Here is a 12,265-nt window from a genome sequence, read left to right on the forward strand (position 1 = left end):
ATAGGAGGTTTTTATGAGTGAGAATCTGGTTATTGTTGAGTCCCCTGCCAAAGCGAAGACAATTGAGAAATTTCTAGGCAAAGATTATCTGGTCACATCTAGCATGGGACATATTAGAGACCTCGAAAAAAAGGATTTTGGGATTGATATGGAAAACAATTATACACCTAAGTATATTGTTTCACCCGATAAAAAGAAAATAGTTACAGAACTGAAGAAGTTAGCCAAGGATGCCAAGATGGTCTGGATCGCATCCGATGAAGACCGTGAAGGAGAAGCAATAGCCTGGCACTTGAAAGAAGTTCTGAAGTTGAAGCCTGAAAAAACAAAACGAATTGTCTTTCACGAAATTACCAAGGATGCGATTCTGCGGGCAATTGAAAATCCGCGCCCGATAGACGAAAACCTGGTTAACGCTCAACAAGCGCGACGCATTTTAGACCGCATTGTAGGTTTTGAAGTTTCGCCAGTGCTTTGGAAGAAAGTAAAACCTTCGCTTTCTGCAGGTCGGGTTCAGTCGGTTGCTGTTCGTTTGATTGTGGAGAGAGAACGGGAAATTATAAATTTCCAAAGCAAATCAAGCTTCAGGGTTACTGCAGCTTTTCTGGTTCCTGATAAAAATGGTAATGCGGTAGAACTAAAGGCAGACCTTAAAAAACGGTTAGAAACCAAAGAGGAGGCACAAGCATTCCTTGAAAAGTGCAAAACGGCAGATTTCAGCATTGCCGATATCACCACCAGACCATCGAAAAGAACACCAGCTGCGCCATTTACAACATCAACCTTACAGCAGGAAGCCAGTAGAAAACTAGGCTTTTCGGTTTCCCAAACCATGGCAGTTGCCCAGCGTTTGTACGAAGCAGGTAAAATCACCTACATGCGTACTGACTCGACCAACTTGTCATCATTGGCCATCAACTCGGCAAAGAGTCAGATTATTAATTCACTTGGAGAAAAATACCACAAGGTTCGTCAATACAAAACAAAGTCGAAAGGAGCGCAGGAAGCTCACGAGGCAATTCGACCAAGTTATATGGATCAACCAGAGGCAGGTGGATCTAACCAGGAAAAGAAACTGTACGAGTTGATCTGGAAGCGAACGATCGCCTCACAAATGGCGGATGCGGAACTGGAACGCACAACAATCAATATATCTGTTTCAAACAGTAGCAATTTATTTCAGGCTACCGGCGAAGTAATCAAATTTGACGGTTTTTTGCGTGTTTATATGGAATCATCTGACAATGAAGACGAAAGTGACGACAACAGCACCTTGCTTCCTCCTGTAAAAGAAAACCAACAGCTACGCGCTGAATGGATTGAAGCCACCCAACGGTTCACGCAAAAACCACCGAGATATACCGAAGCAAGCTTGGTGAAAAAGTTGGAAGAGCAAGGTATCGGACGTCCTTCAACCTATGCACCAACGATTACGACAGTTCAAAACCGTGGTTACGTAGTGAAGGAAGAACGACCAGGGGTTGAACGAAAATACACACAGCTCTCTTTAATTGGAACCGAATTGAAAGAAGCTGTAAAAACAGAAATAACAGGAGCAGAACGAAATAAACTCTTCCCTACGGATGTGGGCATGGTAGTCAACGATTATCTAGTCAAATATTTTGATAAGATAATGGACTTCAGTTTCACCGCAAAAGTTGAGGTAGAGTTTGATGAAATTGCTGAGGGGAGCCGGGTATGGAATGAAGTTATTGACGAGTTCTACAAACCATTTCACCAAAATGTGGAAAACGCACTGGAAGTTTCGGAACGTACAAACGGAGAACGTATATTAGGCGATGATCCGAAAACAGGCAAGCCAATATCTGTTAAAATTGGTAGATACGGCCCATTGGCCCAGCTGGGTGAAACGACAGAAGAAGGTGAAAAGCCCCAGTTTGCCAGTCTCCGAAGTGGCCAGCATTTAGAAACGATAACGCTCGAAGAAGCAATTGACTTGTTTAAACTTCCTCGCGACCTGGGAGAGTATGAAGATAAAAAAGTGACGGTTGCGATTGGTCGGTTTGGCCCCTATGTGCGTCACGACAGTAAATTTGTATCACTCGAGAAAGGAGTGGATGACCCATATACAATTGAGCTTCCACGTGCCATTGAGTTGATTGAAGCTAAACGTGAAAAAGATCGTAAAGCGCTTATTAAAACGTTTGACGAGGAACCGGAGTTGCAAATACTCGAAGGGCGCTGGGGACCATACATTAAGTACAAGAAAAAGAACTATAAAATTGCAAAAGGCACCGAAGCTGAAAAGCTAAGCCTTGAAGATTGCATGAAAATTATTGAGGAAGGTCCGAAGCCCAAACGCAAAAAGAAAAAATAATATCCAAAGGCAAACGTTAAAATGTTTGCCTTTTTTATTTATTTTCATCCTCAGAAAAAAAATCGAACGAATGGATATTAAGCTTTATCTGAAACCTGTCGACTTTTCAAAATTTAAGCTGCCGGACTGGGCGCAACCCAAGTTTAGCTTAGGCACAATTTTGGAAAAAAATCATTCCAAGCTACCGCTGGAAAAAGCGGAGATCATAATAATTGGGGTTGAAGATGACCGCAATGCCATTGTGAAAGGAAGCTCGAAGGCTCCAAATAAAATTCGTGAGTATTTATATCCATTGAACCGAATTTCTCCCCGTTTCAAAATTTTAGATTTAGGCAATATTAAAACTGGCAAAACAATCAACGATACTTATTTTGCTTTAAAAGACGTTTGTGCCAGCCTGATTGGAGCGGGCAAAACAGTCGTGGTATTGGGCGGTAGTCAGGATCTTACGTTCGGCATTACAAAAGCATTTGAAGAAAATCCATTTAATTTAGTAAACATAGACCCAAAATTAGATTTTAAAAAGGGGATAAAAACAATCAATTCGGAGACCTATTTGAATTTCATTTTTGAAAAGCAACCGAACCTGTATGCTCAATCCACACTTGGGTATCAGAACTATTTTGTCGACTCACTTGAACTCGACCACAGTTATGAAATGGAAACAGAAAATAAGCGACTGGGGGAAATTCGATATGATATGTCTTCCATTGAGCCTTACCTGAGAGATGCAGACATACTTAGTTTTGATCTTAATGCGATTAGGCAACTTGAAGCTCCCGGTCAATATTTTGGCTCTCCAAATGGTCTATACGCTGAAGAGGCATGTCAGGTAGGTCACTACGCAGGAATGGCGGATAAACTAAAGGTAGCAGGATTCTTCAACCTCATTCCTCGTCTTGATCAAGGCGACCTAAGCTGCAAGCTCATGGCTCAAATTGTTTGGCATTTTCTGGAAGGCTTCTACTTTAAAAAAGTTGAATCTCCAAACGGAACAAAGATTGATTTCAATGAATTTATAATAGAAATTGATGATATCGACTTGCCATTGATTTTTTACCAGAGCCAAAAGACCGGCCGTTGGTGGATGAAGATATCCGATGAAGACGGAACAATCGAACGCACATTCTCTTGTTCCGAGGAAGATTATAGAATGGCTGCTCAAAACGATATACCGGATCGCTGGTGGCGAAATATTCGAAAATTAAATCGCATCGCAAAATAAATGCAGGCCCTATGCGTTCAAAAACTTAGGCACATGATAAAAAAAACATCAGGAAAGATTCATTATTTTCACTTACTTTGGCGCTAGAAATCGGCAGTAACAGCCAGTTTATGAAAAAAATATTTTACTTTTTATTTTTGTTAATAATCATTAACTTAGCCGCAAATGCTCAGCAAGACCCTCAGTTTAGCTTCAATAAAGAAGCACAGCTGTCGGTGAACCCGGGCTTTGCTGGCAGTAATGATGCAATAACTGGATTAATATTAAACAGATATCAATGGAGTGGCTTCGACGGCACTCCTAAAACACTGTTATTTAGCGTGGAAACAACTGCTAATATATTTGGGAGCACAAGTGGGGTAGGATTAAACATCATTAGCGATGAACTCGGTTTTTCAAAGAATGTTCTCGTAAATCTGAACTATTCTTACCAAACAACAACTAGTATCGGAAATCTTGGTATCGGTACGTCTTTGGGTATGTTCAACAAATCAATAAATGGCGAGTGGATTACTGTTGGAGAAGATGGGATCCTTGGAAGCGCCTCCGGAGACCGGTTGATTCCTCAGAGTGAAGTCAGCCAAATAACTTTTGATGTTGGACTTGGTCTTTATTTAAAATCAAATGACTATTTTGCGGGTCTCTCAGTAACACATGTCAATCAGGGAGAAATCAAATACGGAGATGGAGGAGAATATTTCCCTCTGCTACGGCACTACTATTTATCAGCTGGGTACAATATTAGTTTGCCCGACCCGTTATTTGAGTTGCGACCTTCGGTTTTTGCAAAATCAGATTTAGCAAGCACCCAGGTTGATTTTAATTTGAGTGTGGTCTACAATAATCGCTTCTCAGGCGGATTAACTTATCGTCTGCAAGATGCGATCGCACTTTTAATAGGAGTAGAATTAAAAAATGGCTTAAACTTAGGTTTAGCTTACGACATAACAACATCTGCACTAGGCCGATATGGATATGGATCGCAGGAGATTTTCCTGCGTTACTCTGTTGATATTGGCAAGGGAAGATTAAAGAAATATAAGAGTATCAGATTTTTATAAGCTGATTTAACGAAAGCAAAAGTGTAGCTATGAAAAAAATACTTTCTTCAGGTTTAATTATTGCGGCCATCTGGGCATTAACTGGCTGCGGTAAGTCTGGAAATGGAGAGCTAACCGGCGTTCAAGGTCGTGGAAAATGGTTTGAACCAGCTCCCTATGGAATGACTTTTATTCACCGCGGAAGCATAAATATCGGACCGAATGATCAGGATCCAACCTGGTCTTCAACCCCAACAAAAACAGTCTCCATCGATGCATTCTGGATGGATGACACTGAAATAACAAACAATGAGTACCGTCAGTTTGTGAACTGGGTTCGGGATTCAATTGCACGGACACTAATTGGGGAGCAATATCCTGAATTTATGATCAGTGAAGATCAGGATGGAAACATTATAGATCCCCCTCGTATTAACTGGGATGAGCGGTTGGAATGGAACAATCCGGATTATGTTGATGCGTTGGAGGAGATGTATATTCCTACAAACGAGCGATTCTTTGGGAAAAAAGAAATTGACGCCCGAAAACTTTTCTATACTTACCATTGGATTGATTACAAGCAAGCGGCAAAATCAGCCAATAAATATAACTACGAAACAGAAAGCTACGAAGGTACCGTATTCGATCAAAATGGAGAAGAACGTCCAATTGAAAATCGTTCCTCTTTTATTTTCAGCGAAACAACATTTGTGCATCCTGATACTTTAGTTTGGATTCGTGATTACACCTACGCTTATAACGAACCGTGGACAAGCAAATATTTCTGGCATCCGGGTTTCGACGACTACCCCGTGGTTGGTGTTACCTGGAAACAAGCAAAAGCATTCTGTCATTGGAGAACCAAATTGCACAATGAATATCTTGATGGAGTGGGCGAACCGGTGATCCAAGACTACCGCTTGCCGACAGAAGTCGAATGGGAATATGCAGCAAGAGGTGACAAGGACATTTCAATGTATCCGTGGGGTGGTTATTACACCCGTGATGATGATGGAAAGTTTTTGGCAAACTTTAAGCCGTTCCGTGGAAATTATGTCGAGGATGAAGGGCTGGCAACACTGCGGGTTGGAAACTACGACCCCAATATGTTTGGGCTTTATGATATGGCAGGGAACGTTGCTGAATGGACAATCTCTGCTTATGACGAATCAGCCTACATGTATATTAATGATTTCAATCCAAATTTTGAATACAACGCACTTCCCAACGATCCTCCTGTAATGAAAAGGAAAGTGATTCGCGGAGGTTCGTGGAAAGATATTTCCGCTTATTTACAAGTTTCAACAAGAAGTTTTGAATACCAAGATACCGCTAAATCTTATGTCGGTTTCCGTTGTGTGAGATCGTCATTTGGTAATGAATTTTAGTCAAACCCTAATCTACAAAACATGAACATTGGTGAAATAATTCAGAATAAACGATGGAAAGTCTTTACTGGCTACGTTTATAATTTGGGGGCCTCAATCGTATTGTTAGGTGCCTTATTTAAGCTTCAACACTGGTCTTATTCGGGTCTATTATTAATTGTGGGGTTGTGTACTGAGGCATTCATCTTCTTCATTTCGGCATTTGAACCACCTTTGGAGATGCCCGAATGGTCGAAAGTATATCCTGAGCTAAAAGAGGATTATGATGCCGACGATGCCATTGAAACTGACTCAAAGGGTGGGTTTGGTGATCTTTGGGATAAAGCAGATATTTCACCAGAATTATTGACGAAAGTTTCGAAAGGATTGACTGATTTGAGTAATACGGCCTCAAGTATTAGTGAAATCAGTTCGGCAACATTAGCCACAGATTTATATGTCCGGAATTTGACTTCGGCATCTGAGTCAATGAGCACGCTGTCGGAGATTAACAACCAAGCCAATGATAAAATTAGCGACTCTGTTTCGGACTTGGTAAGGTCCTACACTAAAACAGCGAAAAATTTATCTGAAAATGGTGACCAATTACTAACGAAGCTTTCAGTTTCAGGAGAGGAGTTTGCCAATCAGCTAACACAGACAAGCAACAAACTGGCTTCATCATACGAAAAAGCAGCAGGCTCAATCGATTCTGGAATTGACTCAATCAGTAAAAGTTCTGCGAGCTATGGCGAAAACCTCAATCGGTTAAATAAAAACCTTGAGACACTGAACTCTTCATACGAAAGTCAGCTGAAAGAAACCAACGCACAGCTGCAATCTTCTCAAAAATTCTTCACCGAAATGACACAGATGAACGAGATGATCGCCTTGTCGACTGAAGAAATTAAGAAGTACAAATCAAATGCTGAAGAACTAAACAAACACCTTGAAGCATTGAATTCTATTTATGGCAATATGCTGGGAGCCATGAATTACAAGAAATAATAAAAACCGATAAGCCTTTCGTATATGGGAACCAAGAATTGCCCGGAAACTCCCCGGCAGAAGATGATCAACATGATGTACCTGGTGCTGTTGGCCATGATGGCGCTTAACGTAGCATCAGAGGTTCTTGACGCCTTCCGCGTGGTTGATTCAAGCTTAATGCAAACATTCAAGAGTGTCGATTCAAAAAATGAGCAAATTTATGCCTCTTTTGCTCAAGCCTATGAGGAGAATCCAACAAAAGTAGATGAATGGAAAAAAAAGGCTGACTTGGTGAGGTCTATGACGGATAGTCTAACCAACAAAATTACGTCACTAAAAGAAGAACTTGTCATCAAGTCAGGAGGAACAAATCTTTCTGAGGAGAACGAAACATACAACGACAACAAAGGACAATCCTTTGTGATCAATAACGAAGGTGATACCTTAGTGTTAAAAAAAGATGATGAACTGAATGTGCCTTCAGAAATCATGATCAGACTAAACAAGGCCGAAGAGCTAAAAGCTGGAATTAATGAACTAAAAGAAGAATTTTTATCGCTCCTGGAAGAAAATTCACCCATGCGCTCTACAATTAAGCAAGCGCTGGACACTTCTGACCCAAAAGTTACACTAAAAGAATCTGAGAAAATCACTTGGGAAATTGAACACTTTGAGAGTAAGCCGTTAATTGCCGTTATTGCATTGCTTTCGAAAATACAAATCGACATTCAAAACGCGGAGTCAAACATCTTAACCTATTTGTATAGTCAGATTGACGCCAGTTCGTTTAAATTCAATAGGCTAAGGCCTACTGTGATTGAAAAATCATCCTATATTCTTGAAGGTGATGTTTACCGCGCTGAAGTATTTTTAGCTGCTGAAGATACCACTCAACAGCCTATTATTTTAGTCAACAACAAAGAATTGAAGATCGAAGGTGGAAAAGGAATCTATCAGGTTCCGGCTACTTCGCCAGGAACCTATAAATGGGGGGGGATTATAAAATATAAAACTCCCGAAGGCGAGTACAAGAACTACGAATTCGAAGAAGAATACCAGGTTAGCAAACCTTCGGTTACCATATCGCCCATAAAAATGAACGTCTTTTATATGGGTGTTCCTAACCCGGTAAGCGTTTCTGTCCCAGGAGTACCTTCTGAAAACCTGCAAGTTACCATGTCAAATGGTAAAATCGACCGGGATGGCAAAAACTACCTGGTTTATCCAAAGGTGGAAGATATTAATGGAAACCGCACAAAAGTTTCTGTGAGTGCTGACTTTGAAGGCAAACTACGATTTATAGGAAGTATGGACTTCCGGGTAAAACAAGTACCCGATCCTGTAGCAACAGTTGCAGGGCAAAATAGTGGTGTTTTGCGTAAAGAAGATCTTCTGGCTGAAGATGGAATTTTTGCCGCTTTAAAAGATTTTGACTTTGACTTGAAATTTAAAATCACCCAATTTGATATTACATTTACCGGAGCTGGTGGATACAACAATACCTGGTCGTCAACCTCAAATCGTTTTACTGATGAGCAGCGCACTCAGTTTAACACACTTGCTCCCGGAAGTATTATTTACATTGATAATATATTTGCACATGGTGACGATGGAACCGATCGGGAATTGTCTCCAATAAGCTTTAAAATAAGATAAGGCATGAAACGGAATTTGCATACAGCTAAATCACTATAAGCGAATTCCTTCGAATAGTTTTGAACGTTAAAATTGAACGAGATGAAAAAGTTTTTTGTAGCTATAGGAATTGTTTGCTGTGCAGTTAGTTTCTCGGCGAAAGATACACAGGCTCAGATTATTGATGGAGCTTTCAAGCGTAACAATATTGAAAATAAAAAACCCATGGCTTTTGCTCCTATCCGTGAGGCAGATGTGATGTGGTCCAAAAAAATATGGCGAATCATTGATTTAAGAGAAAAAATGAACCAGGTTTTGTATTTTCCAACTACCAATATGGATGGTCGTACAAACTTGATTAATTTATTCATTGAAGGAATAGAAAACGGACAACTGACTGCTTATGATGCCCGTACCGACGATGAGTTTAAAGTACCAATGACATTTGAGCAAGTAAAAGAAGCATTCGGCGCAACAACCCGGACACGACAAGTTCGTAATTTGGATACCGGAGAGTTAGAAGATCGAATTGTAGTAGGAGAAATTCGTGCTGAAGAAGTTAAGCAGTTCATGGTTAAAGAAGAATGGTTCTTCGATAAGCAGACTTCAACACTAAATACCCGCATCATTGGTATTTGCCCAATTCAGGAATACTACCGAGATCAGGACATTAACAGAGAAAATGTTCAACGTCGTCAAGTATTCTGGATCTATTACCCGGAAGCACGAGAACTGATGGCCACACACTCGGTTATCAACCCAAACAATACAGCTCAAAACATGTCTTTCGACGACCTGTTTATCAAGCGTAAATTTAACAGCTACATTGTAAAAGAATCCAACGTATACAACAACCGTGCAGTTAGTCAATACTTAAGCGGTCGTGAAGCCATGCTTGAATCCAGAAAAATTGAACGTGAGATTTTTGATTTTGAACAGGATTTGTGGGCATATTAAAATATTATACGCATACAAAGCTCAAACGCCTTATGAGAATATCTCATAAGGCTTTTTTCAATTTAAGAATTGTACAATATTGATATTTGTAACACGTTAACTTAAAGCGTACCATACTGCCCAATTTTGTAAATGAATAGATCTTTTGTCATATCTGTATTTTTTGTGCTCATTCTCGTCGCTTCGTGCAAAAAGGATGATACACTCAACTACCTGTATCCGGAAGAGTCGAGACCATTTTATGAGCCTGCACCATTTGGAATGACATTTATTGAACGAGGAAGCTATGTGATGGGGGCTGAAGATGACGAGCTACAGAGTTTCAATACAACTTTAAAGCGAGTTTCAGTCGAGGCCTTTTGGATGGACGACACCGAAATTACCAATAACGAATATCGGCAATTCGTTTACTGGGTGAGAGATTCGATTGCCCGCACTCTTCTGTCTGAAACTTATCCCGAATTCATGATCACAGAAGATGACTTTGGGAACTTTTATGAAACTCCTCATTTAAATTGGCAAGACCCGATTGAGTGGAACAACCCGGATTTTCAATTAGCTATGGAAGAGTTGTACATTCCGGAGGAAGAACGGATGTTTTTCTCAAAATCGCTGGATACCAGAAAATATACTTACGATTATTATTGGGTTGATTATAAGCAGGCGGCCAAGAGTCAAAACCGATACAACTACGAAACTCAAACTTACGAAGGATCAATTATTAACCAGGACGGAGAGGAAGTTCCAATTTCAAACAGATCTTCATTTATTTTTAAAGAAAGTGTGCCAATATATCCAGATACCTTGTGTTGGATACGTGACTACACATATTCGTATAATGAGCCCTTAACAAAGCAATATTTTGCTCATGTTGGTTTTGATGACTACCCCGTGGTTGGAGTTAACTGGCATCAGGCAAAAGCCTTTTGCGACTGGCGAACTCAAATGATGAACAAGTATCAAACGTTAATGGAAGCTCCTTCGGTTCACGCCTATCGACTTCCAACTGAAGCCGAGTGGGAATATGCCGCTCGCGGTGGACATGAACGAACCTTGTACAGCTGGGGAAGTTATTACACGCGCAATTTGCCGGGTTGTTTTAAAGCGAATTTCAAGCCGCGCCGAGGGAATTATGTGGCAGATAGCGAGTCGAGCACGACAACAATGAAAGTAGCTAGTTTTGATCCCAACGATTACAAACTATATGATATGGCCGGGAACGTTGCAGAGTGGACCAGTTCTGCATTCAACGAAGCAGCATACGAAAACATCAATGATTTCAATCCGTCGTACGAGTATAATTCTTCGCCAGACGATGCACCGGTTATGAAACGAAAAGTTATAAGAGGAGGTTCCTGGAAAGATGTTGCTTATTATATTCGGAATTCAACTCGAAGCTTTGAATATGAGGATACCACAAAATCGTATATTGGATTTCGATGTGCCCGGACTTCATTTAAAGACGAGTTCAGAGAATAAAAAAAGCTTCCTCATCACTGAAGAAGCTTAAACTTTTCGTCAATATTTTATCTATACAAACTCATCACCTTTCACCATCTTCACATCGCTTACAAACTGACGTATTTGTTGCTCGTCCTTCTTTCTGCAAACAAGCAAGGTATTATCCGCCTCAACAACAATATATCCATCCAGCCCTTGTAAAACGACAACCTTTTCTTTCGGAACATTGACCACGCAATTTTCAGTTTGATAGGTAAAAACATCTCCTCCATTAATTGAATTATTGGCATCATCTTTTTTACCATTTTCATACAACGAGCCCCAGGTTCCCATATCACTCCATCCAAAGTCAGCACATAAAACATATACGTTTTCGGCCTTTTCCATGATGCCATAATCCAACGAAATATTCTGGCATTCAGAGTATGTTTTGTTGATAAAGTGGACCTCATCTTCGGTGCCATACAATTTTATGCCTTTCTGAAATAGGCCTGACACATCCTCAAGGTGTTTGTCAAAGGCTTTCAAAATACTTTTCAGCGACCAAATAAATATCCCCGAATTCCAGAAGAACTCCCCACTTGAAACAAACACCTCGGCCATCTCCCGATTGGGCTTTTCCGTAAATGTCTTCACTTGATACAGGTTCTCGTAGTTCTGGTACTCCGTTTTTCCATCTATCTGAATGTATCCATACCCCGTTTCAGGCCGACTGGGAGTAATCCCTAAAGTCACCAATACATCATTGTTCGAAGCATAATCAATCCCTTTTTGAATTTCTGCTACAAATTCGTTCTCTTTCAAGATCAAATGATCCGAAGGAGCTACAATGACATTGGCATCGGGATTTATACTTTTTATTTTATAACTCGCATAAGCCACACAGGGCGCGGTATTTCTTCTCAGAGGCTCTAATAAAACCTGATCTTCTTTTAACTCAGGTAGCTGATCCAGTACTAACTCTTTATAATCAACACTTGTTACAACATAAAAATTTTCAACCGGACAGACACGTTTAAACCGATCAAATGTCATTTGGATAAATGTTCGACCGGTTCCTAAAATATCTAGAAATTGCTTAGGCATAGAGCTTTTACTCATGGGCCAAAAGCGGCTTCCTATTCCCCCGGCCATAATAATACAATAATTGTTATTCATTCGTCAAATTTTTTTGTGACATACTTCAAATATACCTAATTTGAAGGTAAACCATAAAGTTATTTCGTGGTTTCCTTCTAAGTAGGTTGATCGT

9 protein-coding genes are annotated in these 12,265 nt (G+C 40.3%); 8 read left to right on the top strand and 1 reads right to left on the bottom strand.

Annotated elements, in window-relative coordinates; genetic code table 11:
* Positions 1-13 precede the first annotated feature (13 nt).
* The 8 genes from topA (at position 14) to porK (ACTB00_RS00470) (ending at position 11,031) form a co-directional block, all read left to right on the top strand.
* Positions 14-2,338 (top strand): type I DNA topoisomerase, encoded by a 2,325-nt coding sequence (topA, locus tag ACTB00_RS00435; protein ID WP_463297975.1) that lies wholly within the window; start codon positions 14-16, stop codon positions 2,336-2,338.
* 70 nt (positions 2,339-2,408) lie between these two features.
* Positions 2,409-3,563 carry a formimidoylglutamase gene (locus ACTB00_RS00440; protein WP_463297976.1) on the top strand — a complete coding sequence of 385 codons (1,155 nt, stop codon included), beginning with the start codon at positions 2,409-2,411 and terminating at the stop codon, positions 3,561-3,563.
* A 110-nt stretch (positions 3,564-3,673) separates the two neighbouring features.
* Positions 3,674-4,624, top strand: coding sequence for a PorP/SprF family type IX secretion system membrane protein (locus ACTB00_RS00445; protein WP_463297977.1), 951 nt, complete (start codon positions 3,674-3,676; stop codon positions 4,622-4,624).
* Between the two features lie 29 nt (positions 4,625-4,653).
* On the top strand, positions 4,654-5,991 hold the full coding sequence (gene porK / locus ACTB00_RS00450; RefSeq protein ID WP_463297978.1) for a T9SS ring complex lipoprotein PorK/GldK: 1,338 nt from the start codon (positions 4,654-4,656) through the stop codon (positions 5,989-5,991).
* A 21-nt stretch (positions 5,992-6,012) separates the two neighbouring features.
* Positions 6,013-6,978 carry a type IX secretion system motor protein PorL/GldL gene (porL, locus tag ACTB00_RS00455; protein WP_463297979.1) on the top strand — a complete coding sequence of 322 codons (966 nt, stop codon included), beginning with the start codon at positions 6,013-6,015 and terminating at the stop codon, positions 6,976-6,978.
* 24 nt (positions 6,979-7,002) lie between these two features.
* On the top strand, positions 7,003-8,616 hold the full coding sequence (gene porM, locus ACTB00_RS00460) for a type IX secretion system motor protein PorM/GldM (RefSeq protein WP_463297980.1): 1,614 nt from the start codon (positions 7,003-7,005) through the stop codon (positions 8,614-8,616).
* A gap of 81 nt (positions 8,617-8,697) precedes the next feature.
* Positions 8,698-9,552 carry a type IX secretion system ring subunit PorN/GldN gene (porN, locus tag ACTB00_RS00465; protein WP_463297981.1) on the top strand — a complete coding sequence of 285 codons (855 nt, stop codon included), beginning with the start codon at positions 8,698-8,700 and terminating at the stop codon, positions 9,550-9,552.
* Positions 9,553-9,684: 132 nt separating this feature from the next.
* Complete coding sequence (gene porK / locus ACTB00_RS00470) at positions 9,685-11,031, top strand: T9SS ring complex lipoprotein PorK/GldK (protein ID WP_463297982.1); 1,347 nt, start codon at positions 9,685-9,687, stop codon at positions 11,029-11,031.
* A gap of 51 nt (positions 11,032-11,082) precedes the next feature.
* On the opposite strand, the gene ACTB00_RS00475 is transcribed toward porK (ACTB00_RS00470), so the two are convergent.
* Positions 11,083-12,171 (bottom strand): mannose-1-phosphate guanylyltransferase, encoded by a 1,089-nt coding sequence (locus ACTB00_RS00475; RefSeq protein WP_463297983.1) that lies wholly within the window; start codon positions 12,169-12,171, stop codon positions 11,083-11,085.
* Positions 12,172-12,265: the final 94 nt, after the last annotated feature.

Source organism: Sunxiuqinia sp. (genome assembly GCF_055140945.1).

Bases quoted from the DNA above. Each gene is read 5' to 3' on its own strand.
- porN (WP_463297981.1), top strand. From the start codon at position 8,698: ATGAAAAAGTTTTTTGTAGCTATAGGAATTGTTTGCTGTGCAGTTAGT.
- porM (WP_463297980.1), top strand. From the start codon at position 7,003: ATGGGAACCAAGAATTGCCCGGAAACTCCCCGGCAGAAGATGATCAAC.
- topA (WP_463297975.1), top strand. From the start codon at position 14: ATGAGTGAGAATCTGGTTATTGTTGAGTCCCCTGCCAAAGCGAAGACA.
- porK (WP_463297982.1), top strand. From the start codon at position 9,685: ATGAATAGATCTTTTGTCATATCTGTATTTTTTGTGCTCATTCTCGTC.
- porL (WP_463297979.1), top strand. From the start codon at position 6,013: ATGAACATTGGTGAAATAATTCAGAATAAACGATGGAAAGTCTTTACT.
- ACTB00_RS00440 (WP_463297976.1), top strand. From the start codon at position 2,409: ATGGATATTAAGCTTTATCTGAAACCTGTCGACTTTTCAAAATTTAAG.
- porK (WP_463297978.1), top strand. From the start codon at position 4,654: ATGAAAAAAATACTTTCTTCAGGTTTAATTATTGCGGCCATCTGGGCA.
- ACTB00_RS00445 (WP_463297977.1), top strand. From the start codon at position 3,674: ATGAAAAAAATATTTTACTTTTTATTTTTGTTAATAATCATTAACTTA.
- ACTB00_RS00475 (WP_463297983.1), bottom strand. From the start codon at position 12,171: ATGAATAACAATTATTGTATTATTATGGCCGGGGGAATAGGAAGCCGC.